Annotated in this window: 21 protein-coding genes; 14 read left to right on the top strand and 7 right to left on the bottom strand. The window is 66.9% G+C overall.

The features are described from left to right. The first annotated feature begins 72 nt into the window (after nt 1-72). The 4 genes from glmU to gor all read left to right on the top strand — a co-directional run bounded on the left by glmU (nt 73) and on the right by gor (nt 4,009). Complete coding sequence (glmU, locus tag JL11_RS11545) at nt 73-1,434, top strand: bifunctional UDP-N-acetylglucosamine diphosphorylase/glucosamine-1-phosphate N-acetyltransferase GlmU (RefSeq protein ID WP_054765786.1); 1,362 nt, start codon at nt 73-75, stop codon at nt 1,432-1,434. Beyond that, nucleotides 1,431-2,114, top strand: coding sequence for a ribose-5-phosphate isomerase RpiA (gene rpiA, locus JL11_RS11550; RefSeq protein ID WP_054765787.1), 684 nt, complete (start codon nt 1,431-1,433; stop codon nt 2,112-2,114). The genes glmU and rpiA overlap by 4 nt, the downstream gene beginning before the upstream one ends. Nucleotides 2,115-2,176: 62 nt before the next feature. Continuing rightward, nucleotides 2,177-2,509, top strand: a complete 333-nt coding sequence (locus JL11_RS11555; RefSeq protein WP_054765788.1) for a hypothetical protein — start codon at nt 2,177-2,179, stop codon at nt 2,507-2,509. A gap of 117 nt (nt 2,510-2,626) precedes the next feature. Next, on the top strand, nt 2,627-4,009 hold the full coding sequence (gene gor, locus JL11_RS11560; RefSeq protein WP_054765789.1) for a glutathione-disulfide reductase: 1,383 nt from the start codon (nt 2,627-2,629) through the stop codon (nt 4,007-4,009). 25 nt (nt 4,010-4,034) lie between these two features. Here the strand turns inward: gor and JL11_RS11565 are convergent, their stop codons facing one another. Beyond that, the gene (locus JL11_RS11565) at nt 4,035-5,624 is read right to left on the bottom strand and encodes a carboxylesterase/lipase family protein (protein WP_054765790.1); all 1,590 of its coding nucleotides are present in this window, start codon (nt 5,622-5,624) and stop codon (nt 4,035-4,037) included. A gap of 114 nt (nt 5,625-5,738) precedes the next feature. Between JL11_RS11565 and JL11_RS11570 the strand changes: the two genes are divergently transcribed. Beyond that, nucleotides 5,739-7,244: a sensor histidine kinase gene (locus JL11_RS11570; RefSeq protein ID WP_231681285.1), complete on the top strand. Its 1,506-nt coding sequence runs from the start codon at nt 5,739-5,741 to the stop codon at nt 7,242-7,244. After that, nucleotides 7,241-7,618 carry a response regulator gene (locus tag JL11_RS11575; RefSeq protein ID WP_054765791.1) on the top strand — a complete coding sequence of 126 codons (378 nt, stop codon included), beginning with the start codon at nt 7,241-7,243 and terminating at the stop codon, nt 7,616-7,618. Before JL11_RS11570 ends, JL11_RS11575 begins: the two co-directional genes overlap by 4 nt. An 8-nt stretch (nt 7,619-7,626) precedes the next feature. Here JL11_RS11575 and JL11_RS11580 read toward each other — a convergent pair whose 3' ends face one another. From JL11_RS11580 to JL11_RS11595, 4 genes are read right to left on the bottom strand one after another with little or no spacing between them, the layout of a single operon-like run. Next, a complete protein-coding gene (locus tag JL11_RS11580; protein ID WP_054765792.1) occupies nt 7,627-11,031 on the bottom strand; it encodes a class I SAM-dependent DNA methyltransferase in 3,405 nt (1,134 codons plus the stop codon). A gap of 55 nt (nt 11,032-11,086) precedes the next feature. After that, the gene (gene hutI, locus JL11_RS11585) at nt 11,087-12,298 is read right to left on the bottom strand and encodes an imidazolonepropionase (protein WP_054765793.1); all 1,212 of its coding nucleotides are present in this window, start codon (nt 12,296-12,298) and stop codon (nt 11,087-11,089) included. After that, the gene (gene hutC, locus JL11_RS11590) at nt 12,295-13,029 is read right to left on the bottom strand and encodes a histidine utilization repressor (protein ID WP_054765794.1); all 735 of its coding nucleotides are present in this window, start codon (nt 13,027-13,029) and stop codon (nt 12,295-12,297) included. The genes hutI and hutC overlap by 4 nt, the downstream gene beginning before the upstream one ends. Next, nucleotides 13,026-14,402, bottom strand: a complete 1,377-nt coding sequence (locus JL11_RS11595) for a formimidoylglutamate deiminase (RefSeq protein WP_082382695.1) — start codon at nt 14,400-14,402, stop codon at nt 13,026-13,028. Before JL11_RS11595 ends, hutC begins: the two co-directional genes overlap by 4 nt. Before the next feature lie 74 nt (nt 14,403-14,476). Here JL11_RS11595 and hutG point away from each other — a divergent pair, with 74 nt between their 5' ends. The 3 genes from hutG to hutH are packed head-to-tail and all read left to right on the top strand — an operon-like array spanning nt 14,477 to nt 18,488. Continuing rightward, entirely contained in the window at nt 14,477-15,298 is an 822-nt protein-coding gene (gene hutG, locus JL11_RS11600; RefSeq protein ID WP_054765795.1) for an N-formylglutamate deformylase, read from the top strand. Beyond that, nucleotides 15,295-16,956: a urocanate hydratase gene (hutU, locus tag JL11_RS11605; protein ID WP_054765796.1), complete on the top strand. Its 1,662-nt coding sequence runs from the start codon at nt 15,295-15,297 to the stop codon at nt 16,954-16,956. Before hutG ends, hutU begins: the two co-directional genes overlap by 4 nt. A gap of 2 nt (nt 16,957-16,958) precedes the next feature. Then, nucleotides 16,959-18,488, top strand: coding sequence for a histidine ammonia-lyase (gene hutH / locus JL11_RS11610; protein ID WP_054765797.1), 1,530 nt, complete (start codon nt 16,959-16,961; stop codon nt 18,486-18,488). Between the two features lie 18 nt (nt 18,489-18,506). On the opposite strand, the gene JL11_RS11615 is transcribed toward hutH, so the two are convergent. Continuing rightward, on the bottom strand, nt 18,507-20,330 hold the full coding sequence (locus tag JL11_RS11615) for a PPC domain-containing protein (RefSeq protein ID WP_054765798.1): 1,824 nt from the start codon (nt 20,328-20,330) through the stop codon (nt 18,507-18,509). A gap of 100 nt (nt 20,331-20,430) precedes the next feature. Here JL11_RS11615 and folD point away from each other — a divergent pair, with 100 nt between their 5' ends. From folD to JL11_RS11640, 5 genes are all read left to right on the top strand, one after another. Then, nucleotides 20,431-21,354 (top strand): bifunctional methylenetetrahydrofolate dehydrogenase/methenyltetrahydrofolate cyclohydrolase FolD, encoded by a 924-nt coding sequence (gene folD, locus JL11_RS11620; protein WP_054765799.1) that lies wholly within the window; start codon nt 20,431-20,433, stop codon nt 21,352-21,354. Nucleotides 21,355-21,416: 62 nt separating this feature from the next. Further along, complete coding sequence (locus JL11_RS11625) at nt 21,417-22,091, top strand: LemA family protein (protein WP_054765800.1); 675 nt, start codon at nt 21,417-21,419, stop codon at nt 22,089-22,091. A 7-nt stretch (nt 22,092-22,098) separates the two neighbouring features. After that, a complete protein-coding gene (locus JL11_RS11630) occupies nt 22,099-22,923 on the top strand; it encodes a TPM domain-containing protein (protein ID WP_082382696.1) in 825 nt (274 codons plus the stop codon). Next, a complete protein-coding gene (locus JL11_RS11635; protein WP_227975921.1) occupies nt 22,923-23,609 on the top strand; it encodes a TPM domain-containing protein in 687 nt (228 codons plus the stop codon). The genes JL11_RS11630 and JL11_RS11635 overlap by 1 nt, the downstream gene beginning before the upstream one ends. A 72-nt stretch (nt 23,610-23,681) precedes the next feature. After that, nucleotides 23,682-24,425 (top strand): endonuclease/exonuclease/phosphatase family protein, encoded by a 744-nt coding sequence (locus JL11_RS11640; RefSeq protein WP_054765802.1) that lies wholly within the window; start codon nt 23,682-23,684, stop codon nt 24,423-24,425. A gap of 37 nt (nt 24,426-24,462) precedes the next feature. Here the strand turns inward: JL11_RS11640 and JL11_RS11645 are convergent, their stop codons facing one another. Beyond that, nucleotides 24,463-25,941 carry a phospholipase D-like domain-containing protein gene (locus JL11_RS11645; RefSeq protein WP_054765803.1) on the bottom strand — a complete coding sequence of 493 codons (1,479 nt, stop codon included), beginning with the start codon at nt 25,939-25,941 and terminating at the stop codon, nt 24,463-24,465. Nucleotides 25,942-25,956 lie beyond the last annotated feature (15 nt).

The raw sequence follows: 25,956 nt of genomic DNA on the forward strand, positions 1-25,956 counted from the left end.
CCACGCCCCCGTGACGCCTGGACCCAGGCGCGCTAGAGGGCGACAGACCAAGACCGACAGCCGGATCGATCCATGACCCAGACGCCGCCCCGCGCCGCCATCATCCTCGCCGCCGGCCAGGGCACGCGGATGAAATCGCCCCTGCCCAAGGTGCTGCATCCGGTCGGCGGGCGCGCCATGCTGGATCACGCCATTGACGCCGCCGAGGCCCTAGGCTGCGAGCGGGTGGTCGTGGTGGTGGGCGAGCATTCGCCGGAGGTCCGGGCCCACGTCGTCAACCGCCTGGGCGAGGCTGCGATCGCTGTCCAGGACCCGCCCCTGGGCACCGGTCACGCCGTGCGCGCCGCCGAACAGGCTCTGGCCGGGTTCGAAGGAGACGTGGTCGTCACCTATGGCGACGTCCCCCTGCTGAAGGCCGCCGACATCGCGCCTGTCTTCGGCGCGTCGGGGGTCACCGTGATCGGTTTCGAAGCCCGCGACCCGGGCGCCTATGGCCGTCTGATCCTCGAGGGCGACATCCTGACCGCCATCACGGAGGCCAAGGAGGCCTCGCCCGAGGTGCTGGCCGTCACGGCCTGCAACTCGGGCGTCATGGCCGCGCCGGCCGCCCTGCTTTTTTCCCTGTTGGCCCAGGTCCGCAACGACAACGCCAAGGGCGAATACTATCTGACTGACGTCGTCGAACTGGCGCGCAAGGCCGGCCATCCCACCCGCGCCGTCTTCGCCGACGAGGACGCGGTCATGGGCGTCAACGCCCAGGCGGAACTGGCCCAGGCCGAGGCCCTGTTCCAAAAGGTTCAGCGCGAGACCTTCTTAGCCGCCGGCGTGACCATGAGCGCGCCGGATACCGTCCACTTCGCCTGGGACACCCAGGTCGGAGGCGGAACGGTGATCGAACCCTATGTGGTCTTCGGGCCGGGCGCGGTGATCGAGGGCGGGGCGCGCATCCGCAGCTTCAGCCATATCGAGGGCGCGCGCGTCGCGGCCGGGTCGGAGGTCGGCCCCTACGCCCGGCTGCGGCCAGGCGCGGACCTGGGCAGGGGCGCCAAGGTCGGCAACTTCGTCGAGGTCAAGAACGTCCGTATGGCCGAGGGCGCCAAGGCCAATCACCTGGCCTATCTGGGCGACGGATCGGTCGGCGCCGGCGCCAACATCGGGGCGGGAACAATCTTCTGCAACTATGACGGCTTCAACAAGGCGCAGACCGAGGTCGGTGCCGGCGCCTTCGTCGGCTCCAATTCCAGTCTCGTCGCCCCCGTGACGGTCGGCGCGGGCGCCCTGGTCGCCTCCGGCTCCGTCATCACCGAGGACGTGCCGGCCGACGCCCTCGCCTTCGGCCGGGCCCGCCAGACGAACAGGCCGCAAGCCGCCGCCGACTTCCGTGAAAAGGCCAAGGCCAAGAAGGAGGCGGCCAAGGCCGCTAAGCTGAAATGAGCGATCTGCAAAAGAAGAACGCCGGCGAAGCCGCCGCCCAGCATGTCGAGCCCGGCATGGTGGTGGGCCTGGGCACCGGCTCGACGGCCGCCTGGTTCGTCAAGGCTCTGGCCGCCCGCAATCTGTCCGGTCTGCGGTGCGTCCCCACATCCGAAAAGACCGCCGATCTGGCGCGCGATCTGGACCTGACCCTATCGACGCTGGAAGACACGCCGCGCATCGACCTGACCGTCGACGGCGCGGACGAGGTCGGTCCCGGCCTGGCCCTGATCAAGGGGGGCGGCGCCGCCCTGTTGCGTGAAAAACTGGTGTGGGAGGCGTCCAGCCGCTGCATCGTCATCGCCGACGCCGCCAAGGTGGTTCCGGTGCTCGGCGCCTTTCCCCTGCCGATCGAGGTCGTCGCCTTCGGGCACAAGACCACGGCCAATCGCATCGCCGACGTCCTGGTCGACCATGATATCCATGCGCCGGCGCGCGTGCGCCAGGCGGATCGCGGTCTGGTTCGCACCGACGGCGGCAATCTGATCTATGACGCGGCTTGCAAGGCTATCCACGACCCGGTGCGCCTGGCCGACGACCTGAAGCTGATCACCGGCGTGGTCGAACACGGCCTGTTCCTCGACCTGGCCGACCTCGCCATCATCGGCACGGACAAGGGCGTGGACACGCTTCTGCCCTAGGAGTCTCGGAACGACCTGGCGCCCCGGCCGCTATGCCTTTTCACCCGAAAAGGACGCGAACCATGCCGCACCAGAACACCGAGTCTCCGACCGCAACGGCGCAGAACGCCGTCAACGAGCCGCAAGCCCCGAACGATGAGGCGCGCGAGCAGCACGTCACCGTCCATCCCGAGGCGAAATCCTATGCCGCCGACGACTATCGCGACGCAGCGCTCGCCCCTCCGGCCGCTGGAGAAGTCGCCGATTATGCGGACGACGGCGAAGCGCTGGACGAGCCCTTCCAGCAAGGCGGCGACAAGACCAATCGCCCGTATCGAACGGAAGTGATGAGCGGACAGGGGCCGAAGACCCGGGCGGCCAACGCCCGAATCGTGAAGGGGCGCCCTGCCGGCTGAAGGCGCAAGCCTTGCCGTGCCGAGCGTCCCCTCCTAATTCGAACCTCAGGCTGCGACGTATGCCGCCGAACTTAAATGAGTCCGGCTCTGTGCAGCGTCGGGACGCCGGAGCGCCAGATGGCTGATTACGACTACGACCTCTTCGTCATCGGCGCCGGCTCCGGGGGCGTGCGTGCAGCGCGGCTGACCGCCCTGGACGGAAAGCGGGTCGCGGTGGCCGAGGAATACCGGGTCGGCGGCACCTGCGTCATCCGAGGATGCGTGCCCAAGAAATTCATGGTCATGGCCTCCGAAGTCAGCCATGCGTTGGAGATCGCTGAGGGCTACGGCTGGTCGTTCGACAAGGCCCGGTTCGACTGGCCGACCTTTCTCGAAGCCAAGGACGTCGAAATCGCGCGTCTTTCGGGCATCTACGCCGCCAATCTGGGTAAGGCCGGCGTTGAGCTGGTCCATGGTCGGGCTGTGTTGAAAGACGCCCATACGGTCGAAATCGTCGGAAAGGATCAGGTTTTCACCGCTGAAAGGATACTGATCGCCACCGGCGGCCGCCCATGGAAGCCGGACGGCCTGAGCGGGATCGAGCACGCCATCACCTCGGAAGAGGCCTTCCACCTGCCCGAACTGCCCAAGCGCATCCTGATTGCGGGCGGCGGCTATATTGCGGTGGAGTTTGCAGGAATTTTCGCCGGCCTGGGCGTCGAGACGACCCTGATCTATCGTGGGCCGAACATCCTGCGCGGCTTCGATGACGATGTGCGCGCCCATCTGGCCGGCGAGATCGAAAAGCGCGGCATCAAGGTTATCCTGGGCTGCCAGCACGAGAAGATCGAGAAGACGCCCACCGGACTGATCAACCACCTCGAAAACGGCATGAAGCTGGAAACGGATGTGGTCATGTTCGCCACCGGCCGGGTTCCGCATGTGAAGGGCTTGGGGCTGGAAGCCGCCGGGGTCGAGCTCAACGAGGCCGGGGCGATCAAGGTGGACCGCTGGTCAAAGACGACGGCCGAAAACATCTGGGCCATCGGCGACGTCACCGACCGGATGAACCTGACTCCGGTGGCCATTCGCGAAGCGGTGGCCTTTCACCAGACCGTCTTCCGCGACAATCCCCAGCACTTCGACTACGAGGCCGTGGCGACGGCGGTGTTCAGCCAGCCGCCCGTCGGCGTGGTCGGCCTATCGGAGGCCGAGGCGCGCCGGTCTTGTTCGGCCGGCGTCGATGTCTATGTCACCCGCTTCAGGCCGATGAAATACGCCTTCACCGGCTCAGAGGAGCGGGTTCTGATGAAGCTGGTCGTCGACGCTGACAGCCAAAGGGTGGTCGGCGTCCATATCGTCGGGCCGGACAGTCCGGAGATGATTCAGCTCGCCGCCATCGCCGTTAAGGCCGGCCTCACCAAGGCGCAATGGGATGCGACCTGCGCCGTCCACCCCACCATGGCGGAGGAGTTGGTGACCTTGAAGGAAAAGCAGTCCAGCAGCACCTCGGCGGGCTGAACCTTCCGCAATTCAGGCCGGGCCCTCAGTGTTGATAGGGCTTAGCCGCATCTTCATCCGGCCGAAGCGCACGAGGACGCCCGCGCGGGCGCTCACGGAACTGTTCGATCAGGTCCAGACGCTCCGCGTCCGGGGTCGGAACGGCGACGGGACCGTCGTTCCGAATCAGCAGCAACGTCGGATTACCTTTTCCGGCCGCCATCGGCCAGTCGGGCCGGCCTACTCCGTTCGGATCGCCGGAGCGGGCGAAGCTGGTCCAGTAGCCCATCATGGCCTGGGAGGCGACCTGATCCACCGGCCGCACCGGATAGGGCAGAAGCGACAGCGTTCCAAAGACATAGGGCCGCTCGATCGCATGGGTGGCGCCGCCGTGCGGTTCGGGATTGTCCGGCGAGGAAATGTCGAACCGATAGAGATAGGCGGGTCGTCCTGCGGCGGCGTGCAGCCGCGCCAGCAGCCGTGCGGGTTCGGAGAATACGGCGTCGGTGATGAAACCGCGGTCAAACCCGGCCTCTCCGCCATAGGCCTGGATGATCTGGGCACGTTCCAGCCAGGTCATGTCGTCGTCGATCATGCCGTAGCCGTTGCGGTCGGTGGGCTTCATCCACCAGAATTCGGCGCTGTTGGTCCCGATGATCAAGGGCGCCGGCGACTGCCGCCCGGCGCGGAAGGCCGCCTCGACGGTCGAAGGCACGATCCTGCCGTCGATCAGGGTCAGGTCGCCGTTGGCGAAGACCGGCGCAGGCGTCAGCAGCAGTTCGACCGGCGCCGACCGCAGATCGGCCGCCGTCATCAGATTATGGCCGTGCGCCCAAACCTCGCCCCTCTCGCGGGCGGACGGCAGGTCAAAGGCGCCGCGTCGGTCCAGGGGCGTTTGCAACTCACGCCCGAGTCCGGACTGAACGACGGCCCGGGCGAACAGATCACGCGCCGGAGGCGAGATCATCAGGCGGGTCACCATGGCGCCGCCGGCGGATTCCCCGAATATGGTGACGTTGTCGGGGTCGCCGCCGAAGACGGCGATATTGGCCTTTACCCATTTCAGGGCGGCGATCACGTCCATGACGCCATAGTTGCCCGCCGGCTCATCGGCCGGCCGTTCGGCCGCCAGGGCGGGGTGGTCAAAGAAGCCCAGCCGTCCCAGGCGATAGTTGAGCGTGACCACCACCATGCCCTGACGCGCCAGGTGCGACCCGTCGTAGAGCGCGGCCGTGCCCGAGCCGTTCACCAGTCCGCCGCCATGGATCCACACCATCACCGGCGCCGGCGCGGACGTATCGAGGGGGCGCCAGACGTTCAGGTTCAGGCAGTCCTCGCTCATCGGCAGGGGGCCGACGCCGGGGTCGCCCTGCGGCGTGGCCTGAATGCAGATGGGGCCATAGGTCGAAGCGTCGCGACGGCCTTCCCATCGCGGGGCCGTCCCGGGCGGCCGCCACCGCATCTCTGCGACCGGCGGGGCGGCGTAGGGAATGTTCTTGAAGGCGGCGACTTCCCCCTCCGCCACACCTGTCAGCTCGCCCTGATCGATCCGCACCAGAGGCGGATCGTCGGCGGGCCGGTCTGTGGGTTGAGCGATCATCAGGGAGAGGGTGGCCAAGGCGCCGGCGATTGTCATGTCCCGTCCTTAGCAAATTCCCTCGACGGGCCAATGACGATCCGAAAATGATTTGTGCTGGCGTGAACCTTTTCGTCAGGTGGGCGTTTAGGCCCGGTTCGACTGGGGCGTGGCTTGACTGAACTTCTGACACAGGGCGCGTCGATCGCCGATCTGGCGACCGCGTTTGCGGCTTCGCCCAATCCCTATCTGTTGCTCACCCCGGATTTGCGGATCTTCGACGTCAATCAGGCCTATCTGGACGTCACCCGTTCGCATAGGCCCGATCTCCTGGGTCGGCCGCTGTTTCAGGCTTTCGATTCCGGACCGGGGCAGGAGGCGCCCGAAAACGTCCGGCAGGTCAGGGCCTCACTTGAAAAGGCGCGCGACACCCGACAGCGCGACCATCTGGCCCTCGTCCGCTATTCGCTCCCACGACGCCTGGATGATCGCCGGGAGGTGTTCGAGGAGCGGATCTGGAGCGCCACCCATACGCCGCTGCTCAACGCCGAGGGCGAGGTCGTCCTTCTGCTTCAGCACACGATGGATATCACGGACCTGTTCCCGGCCGCCCCGCGCGACGAACCGACCACGGCCCTCGATGCCATCGTCGGCGGTTCCGTTCTGCGGCGCGCTCAGTCGGTGCAGGAGGACAACCGTCGCCTGGAGAAGGAACGCAACCGCCTGGTCGAGATGTTCATGCAGGCGCCGGGCTTCGTCGCCATTCTGTCGGGCCCGGACCACTGTTTTCAGATGTACAACGCCGCCTATGGGCAGTTGATCGGCCACCGCGACATCGCCGGCAAGCCGATCCGAGAGGCGCTGCCTGAGCTGGCCGGCCAAGGCTATTACGAGTTTCTCGATTCCGTCTTCGCTACAGGCGAAGCCTATGAGGGGCGCGAAAGCCTGGCGCAACTTCAGCGGCGGCCGGGAGCGCCGCTGGAAAACCACTATCTCGACTTCATCTATCAGCCCATTCGCGACGAGGCCGGCCAGGTGGTCGGCATCTTCGTACAGGGTCACGACGTGACCGAGAACGTCCTGGCCGCCCGCCGTCAGAAGTCGATGATCGACGAACTGAACCACAGGGTGAAGAACACCCTGGCGACGGTCCAGTCCATCGCGATCCAGACGGCGCGGTCCCACCGCGACCCCTCCACCTTCGCCCAGGCCTTCCAGGCGCGAATCCTGGCCCTCTCCCACACCCACGATCTTCTGACGCGGACCCATTGGGAGGGCGCCGATCTGCGCGCCATTCTGGAACACGAGACCGAGGCGTTCGGTCCGACGCGCTTCCACCTGAACGGTCCCGCCGTCGCCCTGGCGCCGGCGACAGCCCTGTCTCTGGGCATGATCTTCCATGAGCTGGCGACGAACGCCGGCAAATACGGCGCCCTTTCCACGCCCGACGGACGGGTTCTGGTCGATTGGGGCCTGGCGGATCAGACGGCGCCGAAACTAAAGCTGACCTGGCGAGAGTTGGACGGGCCGAAAGTTACGCCACCGGACACAAGAGGCTTTGGTAGCCGATTGATTGAACGAAACATTCGTCACGATCTGGCGGGTGAGATCGATCTGGTTTACGGCAAAGACGGATTGATTGCGGAACTCATGGTTCCCCTCGACAGGACACCCCTATGAACCAGCCGCTGAGTGGACGCCGTGTCTTGGTTGTGGAGGACGAGTCCCTCGTCGCCATGTTGCTCGAGACCATTCTGGAGGACATGGAGTGCGTGCCCATCGGTCCCGCGTCCAATATCGACGAGGGCGAGACCCTGGCCCGCGACACGGTCGAGCTGGACGCAGCCCTGTTGGACGTCAATGTCGCCGGCCGGCAGGTCTTTCCCGTAGCGGAGGCCCTGAAATCCCGCGGCGTGCCCTTCGTCTTCTCGACCGGCTATGGCGAAGGCGGTCTGCCGGACGAATGGCGCGGGTCGCCGACCATCCAGAAGCCCTTCACAGAGGCGGCGGTGCGCGACGCCTTGCTGAAGGCCATGGGCGTAGCCGAGGTCTGATTCGGGTTTCAAGTTCGATGGGGGGCGAACCAGCCTGTCTCCGAATGTTGAACCGCCCCGGAAACGGCCAAGACCGCCAGCGTATGTTCGATCGTGCGGGTCTTGCGCCGTCCGCCGCCTTCAAACGCCGCCGCCAGATGTTCAGGCTGCATGGGGACGCCGGCGCGTCTGAGACGGAACAGCAGGGCTGAGGCCAAGGGGCCCGGCTCCTCCGGAAGCGGCGGTCGGCTGGGCGGCGAGACCAGGACCGCCTCGGTCTGAACGGGTTGGGGCGCGATGATCCGCACCTTGCCGCTCTGATAGGCGGGACGGACGAAGCGCACCCTTCCCTGGGTCTCCTCCTCCGCCCTCCTTCGATTCAGCTGCGTCAGTCCCGAGACGATCGTCGCCTCATCCGCATCGGCCGGCCAGCCGTAGGCCCTGGCCACCCGCTCATCCAGCCGCCGATGAAGATGATCGAGGATGCCGATGCGGCCGCGCTCATGTCTGTCCCGTTCGGACGCGTCGAGTGGTCGGGGATCGGCCGCGCGGGTCATCGCATTATAAAGCGCCGTCATGGTCAGGTCGGGATTCTCAGCCAGGACGCGCGCCCGTGTCTGGTCCAACTCCTCCCCCAGGGCCGCCAGTTCAGCCGCCTGGGCCGGGTCCAGTTCGGGAAAGGGAAAGCGGTCGAAACAGACGCCTTTCACATAGACGGCCTCGCGCTGATACTCGCCGATCCTTCCACCGTTCGCGGCGAACCAGGCCCTATGGACGCGGGACGACAGCACCGCCAGCACGGCCGGATCGTCACTGGCGATGACGACGAGCTTGTTGTCGGGCAGGACGTCCTTGTCCAGAAAGCGGAACCAGCGGTGTTTGGCGGTCTCGACAGTCACAATATAGCGATCAAGACCCGTCAGGGCCGCGCGAAGCTCGCGGCGCGGCTCGCCGAAGAGCCACCAGCTGTCCCTGTAGGCGGCGCGGTTGTTGCGCTCCCGTTCGGGCTTCACCGTCTCAAGCAGATGCTGATAAATCAGAGGATGGCGCCGCCGCACGTCGGCCTCGTCCCATCCGAACAGGTCGATCACCTCAAGATTGCGGCTGCGATCAGCCAGGTCGCGACCATTCCGATAGGCGCGGATCGGCGACGGCGCTCCGACCTCTGAACCGGCCAGCAGGGCGCGTCCCTGCTCCGGCGTCACCAGGAATCCGGCGCCCATCAGCTGGACGCCGCGATAGGCCAGGTGCGCATTGGACCTCAGATCGACCGCCCGGCCCAGCCCCTGGTCGATCATCAGGTCCGCGCCGATGACCCCTCGTCTTTCCTGAAAAGTCAGACGGGGAAGATCGGTGTCGAGGTCGGCCTCGTCGGTCACGCCCAGCCACCGGCCCTGGCCGTCCGCCTCCCCCCTTTCCGCCACCGACATGGCGATGCGGACGTCGGCGCGGCCGACGCCGACGACCCACGGATGGTCGGGGATGGCGAATACCAGGCGAACCGCCGGGCGGCGGTTGAGATGATGCGCGATGACACGACGCGAAAAGGTCTGGGTGACGGAATTGGTGGTGATGAAGCCGAAGCGGCGCAGGATGGAGCCCGGCCGGGTCAGAATCTCAGCCGCGCGATCCCACCAGACGGTCACCAGATCGGCGGAGCGAAACCGACCACCGCGCACCTGGTCCAGGGCGACCATATAGCCGTCGCCGAAGGCCGCACGCAGATCCTTGCCGCCCATGAACGGCGGATTGCCGATGATGAAATGCGCCTCCGGCCAGGGCGTCGGCCGCGGATCGACATAGTGCTCGACCGAACGATCCCCGCCCGTTTCGCCCGGCGCCCCAGCGATCCGCGAACAACTGACCAGGGCGTCGACATGCACGACCCGGCGAAAGTCCTTCAAAATCGGTTCAGAAGGGGCGGCGTCGCCGAACAGGCGAAAATGCCATTGCAGATGGCCGATCCACATCACCATTTCGGCGATCCAGGCGGCGTAGGCGTTCTTCTCCAACCCATGGAATTGTTCGGGACTGACGACGTGGCCGTCCAGACCCAGGCGGCCCTGCTCCTCCCCCATTTCCGCCAGAACGCCCAGAACCTCTCCCTCAAGCGCCTTCATCATGTGCATGGCGACGTAGAGAAAGTTCCCCGTTCCGCAGGCCGGGTCCAGCACACGCACCCGGCAAAGCTGATCGTGAAAGGTGCGGATCATCCGCCTTGCGCCCTGCACGTCGCCTTCGAGATAGAGCCCCAGGGCCTGGGCCTCGACCGCCTCCCAGTCCGCTCTCAGGGGCTCCATAATGGTCGGCTCGATCAAGCGTTCGACATAGGCCCTGGGGGTGTAGTGCGCCCCCAGTTCCGCGCGCTCTTGCGGGTCCAGGGCCTGTTCCAAAAGAGCGCCGAATATGGCCGGCTCGACCAGGGCCCAGTCGCACCGCGCCGCCGCGATCAGGGCCTCAAGCTCCTCTTCCGTGATCGGCAAGGGGACGGCGGATCGGAACAGGCCGCCGTTGAAGCGGCGAAGACGCTGCTGAATCGCCAGACAATGCCCCCCCTGATCCATAAGGCCGAAGAAGACCCGCGCCCCTTCGTGGAACCGATCCGCCTTGCCCCGATAGGCTTCGAGAAACCGCAGAAATCCCCGCTCCTCGATCAGGCCGACGCTGTCGGCGAACATGGCGAAGATGCACTGCATCACGAAGAGCGCGGTCTGGTTGGCGCGGGCCGCCCGCTGAACCCGGTCCTCGCCCGCCGTCGATCGCCTCTGGCCGATCGAGCGCACCAGCCAGGCCAGACGTCGGGCGATGTCCGTCGTCGCCTCTGCGACCGCAGCGGCGGGATCCAAGGACAGGGGGTCGAGCCAGATCCGGCGCAGCCTGTCGCGGACCTCGGGCGCGCGAAGATGCTCCAGCTCGATGCGGTAGGTGGCGCGATCCGGGTAAGGGATATAGGCCTTCCCCTGACGATCGAAATCCGACCAGACCTCGATGCACCGGCCCACGTCGACGATGATCAGGAAGGGCGGCCATTCATCCAGCGCCTTGGCGTAGTTCTCAGCCTGGCGCTTCGCCGCGCGCATCAGGCGATCCACCGCCTCAGGCGAAGGCGCGCGGGGTCTGGCGCTGTGTTTGAGGAAAAGCGACAGTTGGACCGCCGGATCAAGGGGGCCGCCGTCGCGCCGCTTCGACGACTGTTTGGCCTCCAGCACGAAACAGCCGCGCTTGGCGCAGTCGATCCAGCCCTGGGTCGCGCGGCCGTCGTCATGCCGGAAGCGGACCGGCCGCTCGAAACAATAGTCCAGGTCGCCGGTTCGCTCGTCGTCGGGCGCCGGGACCCCGATCAGACGGCACAGCTGAATGATGAAGGTCTGATAATGCGACCGTTCCCCGATCGGGGCATGGGCCCAATGCGCGATAAAGGCGTCGACATCCACAGATTGCTCCCCGGCTACGGAAGCAACCTATAGTTAAATTTCGCGCTCCCGCAATCTAAGAGCGCACGCCGTCCAGCCAGCGGGCGTGCAGCACAGGCTTGCCTAGCCAATAGGCCAGTTCTGCGGGATTTTGGATGTCCCAGGCAGCCAGATCGGCCCTGAGACCGACCTCCAACCGCCCCAGGTCGGCGCCGAGACCCAGGGCGTGGGCCGCCTCTCGCGTCGCCGCAGCCAAAGATTCCTGGGGAGTCAGTCGAAACTGAACGCAGGCCAGATTCATCGCCGCCGTCATGGAGGCGAGCGGAGAGGTTCCCGGATTGCAATCTGTAGCCACCGCCATTCGGACGCCGTGACGGCGCAAGGCGTCGATCGGCGGAATCCGGGTCTCGCGCAGCATCAGAAAGGCGCCCGGCAGCAGCACCGCGACGACCCCCGCCTGGGCCATGGCCGCCACGCCGGCCTGGGTCGCATATTCGATATGATCGGCGGACAGGGCGCCGTAACGCGCCGCCAAGGCCGCCCCGCCGCTGTCGGACAACTGGTCCGCATGCAGTTTGACCGGCAGACCCAGCCCTCTCGCCTTGTCGAACAGGCGCGACACCTGATCGGGGGAAAAGGCGATCGGCTCGCAATAGGCGTCCACCGCATCGACCAGTCCCTCGGCGTGGGCGGCAGGCAGTATGTTTTCGACGGCCTCATCGACATAGGCTTCGGGGTTCGCGCGATGCTCCGGCGGCGTGGCGTGCAGACCCAGATAGGTCGTGCGAACCCGCACCCCGCCCTCTCGACCGATGCGGCGGGCGACGCGCAGCATCTTCAACTCGCTGTCTCGGTCCAGACCATAGCCGGACTTGATCTCTACGGTGGTGACCCCCGTCGCCTTCAGCCCCTCCAGCCGTTCCATGGCCGAGGCGAACAGTTCGGCTTCCGACGCCGCGCGGGTGGCCCGGACCGAAGACAGAATCCCTCCGCCGGCCCGTGCGATCGCCTCATAGGTCGCGCCGCCCAGCCTCTGTTCGAACTCGGCCGCTCGATCGCCGCCGAAGATCAGATGGGTATGGCAGTCGATCAGGCCGGGCGTGATCCAGCGCCCGTCGAGCCGCTCCGTCCTGCGGGCCGAGACAGTCGGCAGGTCCGCCCGAGGTCCGATCCAGACGATGCGTCCGTCCGCCGCCGCCACAGCGGCGTCCTCGATCACCCCATAGCCCCCCTCGCCTTCGGACAGGGTTGCGGCGTGGCAGTCGGTCAGAAGCAGGTCGATCTTCATCGTCTGGGCTCCCCGCCGCGGCCGCCGGAACGGGCGGAGGAAAAAAGCGCGACCAGATCATAGCGGTCGCCCGGAAAGATCTGGCGCACCTGGGTCACGCCCAAACCGTCGCGCCAGGTCCGTCGTTCCACGCAAAGGCAGGCGGCGCCCCTCTTGATCTGCAGGAGGCGCGCCGATTGGGCGTCCGCCCCCATCGCGCCGATGCGATTTTCAGCCTCGGTCCAGGGTTCTGATTCCAGGAGCCAGCTTCCGGGCGAAACCCGTTTAAAATCGACGGCGATCGCCTGGGGCGCAGCCTTCAGCCCGATCAGTCGCCGCTCGAGGGCCAGGGGAATTGAATCGGCGCTGTGAAGACAGGTCAGGTCCAAAAGGCGCGCGCCGGCCGCAAGCTCCGCTTCGGCGGCGTCGGCCGGCCCGCGCTCGATCTGCGTCAGAAGCCGATAGCCGTAGACCTGTCCCCGCTCCGTCACCTCGGCCCTGAGATCGGGGATGGCCAGGAAGGCGGCGTGGGCCTTGGGCTGGGCCACAAAGGTGCCGGCGCGGCGTCGGCGCACCACCAAGCCTCGGGCCGCCAGTTCCGACAGGGCTTTGGACACGGTCGCCCGCGAACAGCCGTAGTCCTGCATGAGCTCATGTTCGAACGGCAGCCGCCGCCCCGGCGCGAGGGCGCCCGAAAGGATACGATCCTCCAGATCGGAATAGATGCGGCGATGCAGCGGCCCCGCGCTCACGCCAGCACCGCCTTCAAGGCCTGGCGATAGCGCGCCTCAATGGCGTCGCGCGCGACATGGCGCCCCTGCCGGACCACCAGCCGTCCCGCGCGCCAGACCGAGGCGACGCCCCCTCTGGGCGCCCCGAAAATCCAGCTGTCCAGCACCGCGTCTCCGAACCGGCCCTCGAAACTGATATGGCCGCCGTCGAGGGCGACGATGTCCGCCGCAGCGCCCACGCTCAAACCGCAGGACACGCCGGTCGCCTGAGCGCCCCCGGCCAGGGCCTGATCAAAGAGGAGCCGTCCGGTCGAACGACCGGGGTCAGCCATGACGGCCCGGCCTCTGAGGGCCAGCCGCTGGCTGTATTCCAGCATCCGCAATTCGTCGGCCAGGCCGATCTGTACATTGGAATCCGTGCCTACGCCGAAACGGCCGTCGGCGCGGTGATAGGCCGCCGCCGGGAAGATTCCGTCGCCCAGATTGGCCTCTGTGATCGGACACAGGCCAACCACGCTCCCGCGCGCGGCGACTCCCCGCCATTCGGTCTCCGCCACATGGGTGGCGTGGATCAGGCACCAGCGTGGATCAACCGGGGCGTTGGCCAACAGCCATTCCACGGGGCGCGCCCCGGACCAGGCCAGACAGTCCTCAACCTCCTTGGTCTGTTCCGCCACATGTATATGGATCGGCCCCTGTCCGGCCATGGCAAGCAGCGCCTGCAACTGTTCCGGCGTGACCGCCCGCAGGCTGTGGGGCGCCACCCCCACCCTGGCGTCGGCCAGTCCGGCGGTCAGGGCGCGGCAATCGGCGACAAGGGCCGGATAGCCGTCGAGGTCGGTGATGAACCGTCTCTGACCTTCGGTCGGCGCCAGGCCGCCGAAGCCGGAATGGGCGTAAAAGACCGGCAGCAGGGTCAGGCCGATGCCCGTCGCCTCGGCCGCCGCCGCGATCCGGGTCGCAATCTCCGCCCGGTCGGCGTAAGGCGCGCCGGTCGGGTCGTTGTGGAGGTAGTGGAACTCCGCCACCCGGGTGAAGCCGCCCTCCAGCATTTCGGCGAAGGCCAGGGCCGTGATGGCCTCGATCTCGTCAGGGCCGCCCCGATCCAGAAACCGGTACATCAGACGCCGCCACGTCCAGAAGTCGTCATCGGTCGGCCCCCGCGCCTCGGTCAAACCGGCCATGGCGCGCTGAAAGGCGTGGCTGTGCAGATTGGCGACGCCCGGCAGGGCCACGCCGCCGCCCTGGTCTTGCGGCGATCGCGCGACCTCCGTCTCCAGACGGGATATGCGGCCTTTGCGGACCCGGACCCTGACCCCGCGCGCCCAGCCTTGCGGCAGCAGGGCCGCTTCGAACCAGAGCGACAGATCGACGGGCGTGGGCTCAGGCGTCACTGGACAGGTCCATCGGGTTGCGATCAATATGTCTAGACATACCACGACGATCCGATTTGGCGAGGGAGGCCGAGATGACGTCCGACTGGCTGACCGTGCACGAGGGCGCCGCCCCCCTGATCATCGGCCTGCCCCACACGGGAACGACCATTCCTGCAGCGATCGAGGCGCGGATGAGCTCGCCCTGGCTGGCGCGCAAGGACGCCGACTGGTGGGTGGATCGGCTTTACGACTTCGCCCGGGACATGGGCGCGACCACGGTTTGCACCGCCCTGGCGCGCAGTGTGATCGACGTGAACCGCGACCCGTCCGGCGCATCCCTCTATCCGGGCCAGATCACGACCGGCCTTTGTCCGCTCGAAACCTTCGACGGCGAGCCCCTTTACCGGCCCGGCCAGGCGCCCGACGCTGCCGAGATCGAGGAAAGGCGGGCGGCCTGGTTCGATCCCTATCATGCGGCGCTTCAGGCCCAGATCGACCGGTTGCAGGCGAAGGGGCCCCTGGTCGTCTATGACGCCCACTCGATCCGATCGGTGGCGCCCCGGCTGTTCGCCGGCGAACTGCCCCAGTTCAACATCGGCGACAATGACGGCGCCACCTGTGCGCCGCAGCTGACCCAGGCGGTCGAGGCCGCCTGCGCCGTCAGCGGCGACAGTCTGGTCGTCAATGGGCGGTTCAAGGGCGGTTGGACCACGCGCCACTACGGCCGTCCCCAAGTCGGCGTGCACGCCATCCAGATGGAGTTGGCGGACCGAGGCTATATGCGCGAACCGGCCGAGGGTCTGACGCCCGAAAACTGGCCCAGCCCCTATGAGCCGGACCGGGCCGAGACGATGCGTCGTCATCTGCGCCGCATCCTGAACGCCTGCATCACCTTCGCCGAGAGCCGGACATGAAGACCAATATGCGCGAGATCCGCAGCCCGCGCGGTCCTGAAAGGACCGCCAAGACCTGGGCCGCCGAGGCCGCAATCCGGATGTTGATGAACAATCTCGACCCGGAAGTCGCTGAACGACCGCAGGATTTGGTCGTCTACGGCGGGATCGGCAAGGCGGCGCGGGATTGGCCGGCCTTCGACCGGATCGTCCAAACCCTGACCGATCTGGCCCCCGATGAGACGCTTCTGGTCCAGTCAGGCAAGCCGGTGGGCGTGTTCCGCACCCATGCGGATGCGCCACGCGTGCTGATCGCCAACTCCAACCTCGTGCCGAAGTGGGCGACCTGGGATCATTTCTCAGAACTCGACCGTAAAGGGCTTATGATGTATGGACAAATGACCGCCGGGTCATGGATCTACATCGGCACCCAGGGCATTGTTCAGGGCACCTATGAGACCTTCATGGAGGCCGGTCGCCAGCATTACGGCGGCGACTGGTCCGGGCGATGGATCCTGACGGCGGGCCTGGGCGGAATGGGCGGGGCGCAGCCGCTGGCGGCCACCATGGCGGGAGCCTCCTGTCTGGCCGTCGAATGCCAGCGCAGCCGGATCGAGATGCGGCTGAAGACCCGCTATCTCGACGTCATGTCGGAAAGCCTGGACGAGGCTCTCGATCTGATCGAGCAGGCCAAGATCAGCAAAAAACCTATCTCGGTCGGCCTGTTGGGCAATGCGGCCGAACTTCTGCCTGAACTTGTCAAGCGTGGGGTGAAGCCGGATTTGGTGACGGACCAGACCAGCGCCCACGATCTGGTGAACGGCTATCTGCCTTCCGGCTGGTCTGTGGCGGAATGGGAGGACCGTCGCCAGTCCGATCCCGGCGCCGTCTCTGCCGCCGCCGCCGCCTCCATCGCCCGCCATGTCCAGGCCATGCTTGATTTCCAGGCGTCCGGCGCGCCCGTGGTCGATTACGGCAACAACATCCGCCAGGTCGCACTGGATCAGGGTGTGGCGCGCGCGTTCGACTTCCCCGGCTTTGTGCCCGCCTATATCCGCCCCCTGTTCTGTCGGGGGGTGGGGCCGTTCCGCTGGGCGGCCCTGACTGGAGATCCAGAGGACATCCGCAAGACCGATGCGGCCATGAAACGGCTGTTTCCTGACAATGCGGGCCTGCACCGCTGGCTGGACATGGCGCAGGAAAGAATCGCTTTTCAGGGACTTCCGGCCCGAATCTGCTGGATCGGACTAGGCGACCGTCATCGCGCGGGGCTGATGTTCAACGACATGGTCGCCTCGGGCGAGTTGTCGGGGCCGATCGTGATTGGGCGGGATCATCTGGATTCCGGCTCCGTCGCCAGTCCCAACCGCGAGACTGAGGCCATGGCGGACGGGTCCGACGCCGTATCGGACTGGCCCCTGCTGAACGCCCTTCTGAACACGGCCTCCGGCGCCAGCTGGGTGTCGCTGCATCACGGCGGCGGGGTCGGCATGGGCTATTCGCAGCATTCCGGCGTGGTCATCGTCGCCGACGGCACGCCGGAGGCGGCCCGCCGGCTTGAGCGGGTCCTGTGGAACGACCCCGCGACAGGCGTCATGCGCCATGCGGACGCCGGTTACGAGATCGCCCGTGCGGCGGCGCGGGCCCACGGTCTGAATCTTCCCAGCCTCGAGGCTTGATCATGACAGAACTGATCATCGGCGCTGCGCGCCTGACCTTGCCCCAGTTGCGCGCCGTCCTGGAGGGGCCGGTGACGGTAGCCCTGACGCCCCAGGCTTGGTCCGACGTCGGGCGCGGCGCCGAGACGGTGGCCGCCATCGTCGCTGAAGGGCGAACGGTCTATGGGATCAACACCGGCTTCGGTCTCCTGGCCAACACCTCCATCGCGCCTCAAGATCTTGAGACCCTGCAACGCAATCTGGTGCTGAGCCATGCCTGCGGCGTCGGCCCTCTCCTGCCCGACCCAGTGACGCGGCTGATGATGGTGCTGAAGATCGCCAGCCTGGCCCGCGGCGCATCGGGCGTTCGCCGTCAGACGCTGGAGGCCCTTATCGCCCTGGTCGAGGCCGACATCCTGCCCTGTATCCCATCCAAGGGATCGGTGGGCGCCTCGGGCGACCTTGCGCCCCTCGCCCATATGAGCAGCGTACTGATCGGCGTCGGCGAGGCTCGTCAGGGCGGCGCGGTTCTGGACGCCCAGGCGGCCCTGGCCAAGATCGGGTTGGAGCCGCTGGTTCTGGGGCCGAAGGAAGGCCTGGCGCTTCTGAACGGCACCCAATGCTCGACCGCCCTGGCCTTGGCGGGTCTGTTCGCCGCAGAGGCGGTGTTTGCCGCAGGGATCGCGGCCGGTGCCTTGTCCGTCGACGCCCTGAAGGGGTCAGACGCCCCATTCGATCCACGAATCCACGCCCTGCGCGGCCAGCCGGGCCAGATCGCCGTCGCGAGCCGGCTGAGAGCGCTGATGCAGGGCTCGGCCATACGCGACAGCCATAGAGACGACTGCGCCAAGGTTCAGGATCCCTACTCCCTGCGTTGTCAGCCCCAGATCATGGGCGCCGTGCTTGACGTCCTGACCACGGCGGCCGACGCCCTCGAACGCGAGGCCAATGCAGTGACTGACAACCCCCTGGTCTTCATTGACGACGGGGATGTGATTTCAGGCGGCAACTTCCACGCTGAACCCGTTGCTTTTGCAGCGGACCAGATCGCAATGGCCCTGTGCGAGATCGGCAATGTCTCCGAGCGGCGAACGGCCATTCTGGTCGATCCGAAGATGAGCGAACTGCCGGCCTTCCTGGTTCGTGAAAGCGGGCTGAACTCCGGCTTCATGATCGCCCAGGTGACGGCTGCGGCCCTTGTGGCCGAAAACCGGATGATGGCCCACCCGTGCAGCGTCGACACCGTGCCGACCAGCGCCAACCAGGAAGACCACGTCAGCATGGCGACCCATGGCGCGCGACGCCTGCTGGACATGGCGGAGAACGCCGCCACTGTGGTCGCGATCGAACTGCTGGCGGCGGCCCAGGGGTTGGAGTTCCACCGTCCTCTGACCAGTTCCCAGGACTTGGAACGGGTCTACGCCCTCGTCCGCGAAGCCGCCGCCCCCTACGCCAGCGACCACTATTTCGCGCCCGACATCGCCCGCGCGACCGACGGGGTGCGGGCGGGGCGGTACCGCCCCTTCGCCCTCGACCTGCTGCCCTCCGCCTGAGACGGAGCCAGCCCCTGATCAGGGCTGGCGCTCCACCGCCAGCGCATAGGCGCCGGTCTCATTGGGGGCCAGGGCCCGGGCGCGCACGACGTACCAGCCGTCTTCCGGCGCGGTCCATTCCAGCTTGGCGTGGGTGTCCGACAGCCCGTCATCGTCCGTCGCCAGACTGGTGAAGGCTTCGCCGCCTTCGCCCAGATCCAGGAAGGCGTCAAAGGCGTTCGAGACCAGGGTGATGCGCAGCTTCTCGTCCTTCTTGGCCTGGAAGCGATAGGCGTCGTAATAGGCGCCCTCTTCGGTCATGGCGTCGGTGGAACTCAGGGTTCCGCGCGCCGTGGCGCCGACCAGGATGCTGCCGGGTTCCGGCTCCGGGCCGCGCTCGGTCAGTTCGAGGGCGTAGAGCCCGTCCTCTTCCGCCGACAGGGGCATGACCCGGATGACGTAGTCGCCGGTCTTCGGCAGGGTGAAGTTCAGCCGCGAATCCGTACCCTGGGCCAGGCCGTCGTCGTCGCTGGCCAAGGCGGTGAAATCGCCTTCGGCGGCCCCAACCTCCAGATAGGCGTCGAAGTCGCCGGATCGAAGGATCGCCTGGATACGCTGTCCCTCCGCGCCGGAGAAGGCGTAGGCGTGATAGTGTTTGCCGCCATCCGACTGGGGATCTTCGGTCTTGATCTCGCCTTCGACCGTGTCGCCGAACTGTATCGGCGTCGGCGGCGGCGGGGGCGCGACTTCGCTGACGGTCAAGGTGAATCGTCCCTCTCCGTCGCCGCTGAAGGCCCGCGCCTCGACCACATAGTCTCCCGCCGTATCGAGGGTCGCCGTCAGGCGCGAATTCGTACCCACGCCTGCGCCGTCGTCGTCCTGGGCGATCACACTGCCATCAACACCGTTTCGCAGGACCAGATAGGTGTCGAAATCCTTTGACGACAGTTCAATGGCGACCCGCTGACCCGCCTCAGCGCTGAAGCGATACAGCTGGGCGCGTTGACCGTCGTCATTGGCCCCCGTGTCGGCATTCAGTTCGCCCTCGACCTTATCGCCGATCGCGAGGGGTTTCGCCGGCGGGGCGTCAGGGGCGGGCGCCAGTCCGATCGTATAGGCGCCGGTTCCGTCCTGCACGGCCGTGGCGCGGATCACATAGTCGCCCGCCGTCGGCGCCGTGAAGACGAGGCGGGAGTTCAGCCCCTGATCGGGGCCGTCGTCATTGTGAGCCAGTTCGACGAAGTCGCCGCCCGCCATTCGCCCGACCCGCACCAGGGGATCGAAGTCGTCGGAGTCCAGGGTTATGATGACTCTCTGGCCCTGTTCCGCCCGGAAGCTGTAGGCGTCATAGGAGCCGCCGTCCTCCTGTTGGGGGTCGCGATCGGTCAGTTCTCCGGCCTCCTCGGCGCCCAGTCGGATCCGCGCGGGCCGGGGCGCTCGGGCCGGGGCGGGCCGTTCGCGGAGCGACAGGCTGTAGCCCCCGCCGTCCGTTCCCGACAGGGTCCGCGCCCGCAGCACATAGGTTCCGTCCTCTTCGGGCGTAAAGCGCAGCCGCGCGTCCGTGCCCTCACCCAGACCGTCGTCGTCTTCCGCCAAGGACTCGTCCGATCCTTCGGCGTAAAGGGCCAAATAGGCGTCAAAGGAGTCGGATCTCAGCACCGCCTCCAGCCGCTGGCCCGCGCGCGCGGCGAATCGATAGTCGTCGTAGACATAGTCGCCGTCGGTGCCCCGGGCGTCGCCGTCCCCCAGGGCGCCGTCAACGGTCGCGCCGATCCTCAGGCTCGCAGCCTCCTGCGCCAGGGCGGGCGAGACGCTCCAGATCAGGGCCAGGGCGCCGGCGGCGGCGAGAAGCGAGGGCTTCATGAAGAACACTCCAAGAGTTTGCGCCCGATCATAGACGCAGAACGGGGACGGCTGTAAATCGCGCCATCCCCTTTCCGTCCCTTCTCGCCCAGGAGCTCTCATGTCGGCCGAGCCCGCGCACGCCATACTGATTGACGGCAAGGCCTATGCGGCCGCCCTGGTGGACCGGGTCGCCGCCGCCGCCGCCCGCCTGGAGGCCAATGAGGGGGTGAAGCCGGGCCTGGCCGTCGTCATCGTCGGCGAAGATCCGGCCAGCCAGATCTACGTCCGCAACAAGGGCGAGACCACGCTGCGCGCCGGCATGCGGTCCGACACCCACCGCCTGCCCGACACGATCAGCCAGGAAGATCTGCTCGCCCTTATCGCGACCTTGAACGCCGATGCCGACATCCACGGCGTTCTGGTGCAGTTGCCGCTGCCGAAACACATCGACTCCTCGGTCGTGCTGGACGCCATTGATCCCGACAAGGACGTCGACGGCTTTCATGTGGTCAATGCGGGACGGCTGGCGGTCGGACTGCCCGGCATGGTCCCCTGCACCCCCTTGGGCAGTCTGATGCTGTTGAAGGATCAGTTGGGCGACCTGACGGGTCTGAACGCCGTCATCGTGGGCCGGTCGAACATCGTGGGCAAGCCGATGGCGCAACTGCTGCTGGCCGAAAACTGCACCGTCACCGTGGCCCATTCCAAGACCCGCGACCTGGCCGCCCTTTGCCGCACGGCCGACATACTGGTGGCCGCCGTCGGCCGGCCTGAGATGATCAAGGGCGACTGGATCAAGCCGGGCGCGACCGTGATCGACGTCGGCATCAATCGCGTGCCGTCCGCCGATCCGGTCAAGGCGGCCGAGGGCAAGACCCGCGTGGTCGGCGATGTCGCCTTCAGGGAAGCGGTGGAGATAGCGGGTCGCATCACCCCAGTTCCCGGCGGCGTCGGCCCCATGACCATCGCCTGTCTGCTGGCCAACACCTATTCGGCCGCCTGTCGCTCCATCGGCGTCGAACCGGAGCCATTGGACGCTTGAAGCGTTGCAGCCGTGGGGCGATAGTCGCCGCCACGGCGCTGATCGCCGAGAGGGGAGAAACCATGGCTCGTTCCAATGCTCGCGCTCTGGCCTTGGCCGCAACGCTCGTCGCTGTTCCGGCGGTGTCCGCCTGCGGCTACAATACGATCCCGACGAAACAGGAACGGGCTGAAGCCGCCTGGGCCGACGTCCAGGCCCAGTATCAGCGCCGGGCGGATCTGGTGCCCAATCTGGTCGCCACCGTTCAGGGCGCGGCGATCCAGGAACGCACCACCTTGACGGAGGTGATCAACGCCCGCGCCCGCGCGACTTCGGTCAATGTCTCGGCCGCTGACCTCAGCAATCCCCAGGCCTTTCAGCAGTACCAGCAGGCCCAGGGGCAGCTTTCCGGCGCTCTGTCGCGCCTTCTGGTCTCTGTCGAAGCCTATCCCCAGCTCCAGGCCAACCAGAACTTCCTGACCCTGCAGTCTCAGCTGGAGGGGACGGAAAACCGGATCACCATCGCCCGCCGCGACTACAATGAGGCCGTGCGGGACTACAACACCACCCTGCGGACCTTCCCCAATGTGATCTGGGCCAAGACGGTCCATTCCGGCTCGCAGCCGATGCAGCTGTTCACCGCGACGGCCGAAGCCCAGTCGGCGCCCAAGGTGGAGTTCAACCTCGGAGCGCCGGCCGCTGCCCCGGGCGGCGGGGCGGCGCCGGTGACGCCGGGATCCGCCCCGCCCGCGCAGTGACGTCCTCGTGAGCGGTTTTCTCGCCCTGGTGAAACATCGCACGGTCGCGGCCGGTCTGGCGGGCCTTCTCACGACCTTGATCATCGCCCTGGCGGTCGCGTCCGCGGCCTTGGCGGAGCCGGCTTTTCCGCCCCTTTCCGGCCGTGTCGTCGATCAGGCGGATCTTCTGGACGCGGCGACGGAGCAGGCCCTTACGGAAAAGCTGGCGGCGCTGGAGGCTCAGTCCAGCGACCAGCTGGTCGTGGTTACGGTGCCGAGTCTGGATGGGCTGGAGATCGAGGACTACGGCTATCAACTGGGGCGCGCCTGGGGGATCGGGCAAAAGGATCAGGACAACGGCGCCCTGCTGATCGTGGCCCCAACGGAACGCAAGGTCCGGATCGAGGTCGGCTATGGGTTGGAGCCGATCTTGACCGACGCCTTCTCGTCCCAGCTCATTCGCAACCGAATCCTGCCGGCGTTCCGCGAGGGCGACTATTCGGGCGGGATCGTCAACGGCGTGGACGGCCTGATCGAACAGCTTCGGCTTGACCCGGCCGAGGCGGAGGCGCGGGCGGCGGCGGCCCAGACGGAAGAGGCCGAGGCTGGACCCGCCGTGCCCTTGATTGTCATCGCCCTGATCGGTTTCGGCCTCTTCATCGTCGGCGTCAGCCTGGCGAACGGCGGTCGTCGCCATCGACGCGACGGCGTGTCGCCCATTCTGATCTGGGCCGCGTCCGAGGCCTTGAAGAACGCCGGACGCGGCGGCGGGGGTTTTGGTGGAGGGGGCTTCGGCGGATTCAGGGGCGGCGGCGGCGGGTTCGGCGGCGGCGGCGCCTCGGGAGGGTGGTGATGCGACTGACCGAAGACGATCGGAACCGTATCGCCGATGCGGTGGCCAAGGCCGAACAAGCCACCTCAGGCGAGATCTTCTGCGTCCTGGCGGGGCGCGTTTCGTCCTATGTCGATGTCAGCCTGGTCTGGGCTGCATTGGCGGCTCTGGCGGTCCCGGCCCTGTTCATTCCCTTCGGCGTCGGTCTGAGTTGGCCCGAAGGTTGGCCGACGAGCGGCTGGCAGGCTGCGCATGCATCGACATCAGCGGTCGCGGGCCAGACCTTGGCCGTCTATGCCCTGATCCAGGTCCTTCTCTTCGCCCTCGTCTTCGTGCTGACGCGCATTCCGCCGGTGCTGCGTTGGGTCACGCCGCGCTCGATCCGGCGTACGCGGGTTCGGGCCGCCGCCTTGCAGCAGTTCCTCGCCCACGGCGTCCATGTCACGCGCGAACGGACCGGCGTTTTGATCTTCGCCGCCCTGGCCGAACATCAGGTCGAGCTGATCACGGACGAGCTGATCCTTCAGAAGGTGGATGCGGGCGTTTGGGCCGACGCCGTGGCCGCCCTGGTGCGGGGGCTAAAAGCCGGGTCGCCTGCGGCCGGTTTCGAGGCTGCAGTTCGACAGTGCGGCGATGTGCTGGCTGCGCATTTTCCACCCCGCCCAGACAACCCCAATGAGCTTTCTGACCGGCTGATCGTGCTGTGATCGTCGCACCGCGGTCGTAATCCGCGCCCAAAATGCCTAATCCTGCGTCCCTGCCCCGCTTACCGGGAAATCATGCCTCGCCTACTGACCTATAATGTTCACCGCTGTGTCGGCACGGACAAGCGACTGGACGTCGATCGCATCGTCGCCGTCATAGGCCAGCATGAGCCGGACGTCGTCTGCCTTCAGGAGCTGGACGTCGGCCGGCTGCGGACGGGCAAGGTGGATCAGGCCGAGGCGATCGCCGAGGGCCTGGCCATGACCTCGCGCTTTCACCCCGCCATGCGAGTGGAGGCCGAGCTTTACGGCGACGCCATCCTGACCCCCCACCCCGAGCGGTTGATCCGAGCCGACGCCCTGCCTACCGTCCGCGGCATTCCGGGATTGGAGCCGCGCGGCGCCCTCTGGTCCGAGATCATGATCGACGGCGCGGCCGTCAATGTTCTGAACACCCATCTGGGCCTGGTGCCTCGAGAGCAAAGACTGCAGGCCGCCGCCCTGGTGGGGTCAGGCTGGCTGGGCGGATGTCAGGGTCCGGCCCTGTTGGCCGGGGACTTCAACGCCACATCGATCACCCGCCCCTATCAGACCTTGGCGCGGCGTCTCGACGACTGTCAGCGTCGCCTCGATCTGAAGCCCTCGGTGAAAACCTTCCCGTCCAGCTTTCCGGCCATCCGAATCGACCATTGCTTCGTCAGCTCCGAGATCCGCGTCACGGGCGTAAGATCCGACTTTTCTCCCTTGGCGAGGGTGGCGTCGGATCACCTGCCTCTGATCATCGACTTCGACATCGTTCCGGACGCTGATCCGGCTTAGAGCCGGGGCCTTCCGGACGGAACCGCTGCGCGGAGCCTCAGCCCGGCGCGAGGCCGCCTTCGGAGGCGGGCCGCGTTCGATGGGATCGATTCAGCCGTTTCCACGGCCGCCAGGCGTCGCCCGTGGAGGTGGGGTCGCCCAACTGCCATTCGGCGATAAGGCGCTCGATAGGCGTCGGGGGTTCGGCGCCCAGCGGTCGCAGCCGCTCGCTTTCGAAGCTGCAGATGGCCGCCCCGGTGGACCCCATTAGCCCCTCCACGGCGGCGAACTCTTCGGCGGCGACGCCGATCCAGTGCGCGATCGTGCGATGGCGGTGGGCGCGAATTACTGCGCGCCCGGCGTCGTCCCGGGGTTCGGCGGCCACGTCGCATTCGGTGTCCAGCCCCATCGACCGATTGTTCAGATTGGTGGAGCCGATCCGCAGCAGCTGATCGTCAATGATGGACACCTTGGCGTGGACGATGATCCGGTCGCCTCTTCTGGTCAGGGGGGAAAAGGCGAAGAAGCGGTTGTAACGGTCCGCCTGCTCCAGCCGGTACAGGACCTCGGCGCGGGCGGTGTCCATGGTGATGCTGTCGAACCAGCTGGGGCTCTTGCCGGTGGACACCACCACCACTTCCGGCCCGTCCACCTCCGCCAGCCGTTCGGCCAAGGCGGCGGCGATCACGGGCGAGGTGAAATATTGGTTCTCCAAATAGATCAGCCGTTTGGCGCGTCGGATCGACTCCAGATGCAGGGTCTCGTTTTCCCGCACCTCGTGACGGCCTGACCATTTCGGCTCGGTCCGGGCGATGCCGATCGGGACATTGGTCATCTGAACCGGCACGCCGTCCGGCCAGGGGTCGTTGTCCACCTCGTCCGGCGCAGTCCTTTCCCAGGTCGCACGGAACCAGCGCTCGCGCGCCAGGTCGCCTAGGGCGCGCGCCGCTTCGCCGTCCATGACGCACATCACCTCGTGACGCGCCTTGCAGATGAGCCCGCTGGGCAGGGCTCGCCGCGGATCCCCGTCCAGATGCTCGTCTGAGTCCCAGCGGTCGGTCGAGATGTCGCCCCCGCCGCAGAAGGCGACCCGGTCATCGATCACGATCACCTTCTGATGATGGCAGGCGCCGATCGGGCCCGGCGCGTCCATGCGGAACTCGACCATACGTTTGCGGAACCAGCGCTGGGCCCGGTGCGGATAAAAGCCTTGGGATGCCGCGATCAGCAGCGGTGATTTCCAGATCAGAAGCCGAACGTCGAGTTCGGGCTTGCGCTTCACCAGCATCCGCAGCTGATGGCCGATCTCATGCTGTTTCTCACCGGGCCGGGTTTCGGGGTCCAGGTGGGTGCGGGGGTCGAACTGCCAACCCAGGATGACGATCGACCGCTCCGCCTTTTGCAGTGCGGACGAGAGGGCGTCGAAATAGGCCTCATTTTCCATCAGAATCGAGAAGCGGCCGGCGGGCGCGCTGCGCCACACCCCGGCGCCGGGGCCCAACAGACTTCCTTCATAGCCGTCAGCGACTTGGGTCATTCCGCCTGCCTGCCC

It is taken from the genome of Brevundimonas sp. DS20 (assembly GCF_001310255.1).
In the GTDB taxonomy this organism is placed as follows: Bacteria; Pseudomonadota; Alphaproteobacteria; order Caulobacterales; family Caulobacteraceae; genus Brevundimonas; species Brevundimonas aurantiaca.

Bases quoted from the DNA above. Each gene is read 5' to 3' on its own strand.
- hutI (WP_054765793.1), bottom strand. From the start codon at position 12,298: ATGAAGATCGACCTGCTTCTGACCGACTGCCACGCCGCAACCCTGTCC.
- JL11_RS11575 (WP_054765791.1), top strand. From the start codon at position 7,241: ATGAACCAGCCGCTGAGTGGACGCCGTGTCTTGGTTGTGGAGGACGAG.
- hutU (WP_054765796.1), top strand. From the start codon at position 15,295: ATGAAGACCAATATGCGCGAGATCCGCAGCCCGCGCGGTCCTGAAAGG.
- hutH (WP_054765797.1), top strand. From the start codon at position 16,959: ATGACAGAACTGATCATCGGCGCTGCGCGCCTGACCTTGCCCCAGTTG.
- JL11_RS11555 (WP_054765788.1), top strand. From the start codon at position 2,177: ATGCCGCACCAGAACACCGAGTCTCCGACCGCAACGGCGCAGAACGCC.
- JL11_RS11640 (WP_054765802.1), top strand. From the start codon at position 23,682: ATGCCTCGCCTACTGACCTATAATGTTCACCGCTGTGTCGGCACGGAC.
- rpiA (WP_054765787.1), top strand. From the start codon at position 1,431: ATGAGCGATCTGCAAAAGAAGAACGCCGGCGAAGCCGCCGCCCAGCAT.
- glmU (WP_054765786.1), top strand. From the start codon at position 73: ATGACCCAGACGCCGCCCCGCGCCGCCATCATCCTCGCCGCCGGCCAG.
- JL11_RS11635 (WP_227975921.1), top strand. From the start codon at position 22,923: ATGCGACTGACCGAAGACGATCGGAACCGTATCGCCGATGCGGTGGCC.
- JL11_RS11625 (WP_054765800.1), top strand. From the start codon at position 21,417: ATGGCTCGTTCCAATGCTCGCGCTCTGGCCTTGGCCGCAACGCTCGTC.
- folD (WP_054765799.1), top strand. From the start codon at position 20,431: ATGTCGGCCGAGCCCGCGCACGCCATACTGATTGACGGCAAGGCCTAT.
- hutG (WP_054765795.1), top strand. From the start codon at position 14,477: ATGACGTCCGACTGGCTGACCGTGCACGAGGGCGCCGCCCCCCTGATC.
- JL11_RS11615 (WP_054765798.1), bottom strand. From the start codon at position 20,330: ATGAAGCCCTCGCTTCTCGCCGCCGCCGGCGCCCTGGCCCTGATCTGG.
- gor (WP_054765789.1), top strand. From the start codon at position 2,627: ATGGCTGATTACGACTACGACCTCTTCGTCATCGGCGCCGGCTCCGGG.
- JL11_RS11565 (WP_054765790.1), bottom strand. From the start codon at position 5,624: ATGACAATCGCCGGCGCCTTGGCCACCCTCTCCCTGATGATCGCTCAA.
- JL11_RS11645 (WP_054765803.1), bottom strand. From the start codon at position 25,941: ATGACCCAAGTCGCTGACGGCTATGAAGGAAGTCTGTTGGGCCCCGGC.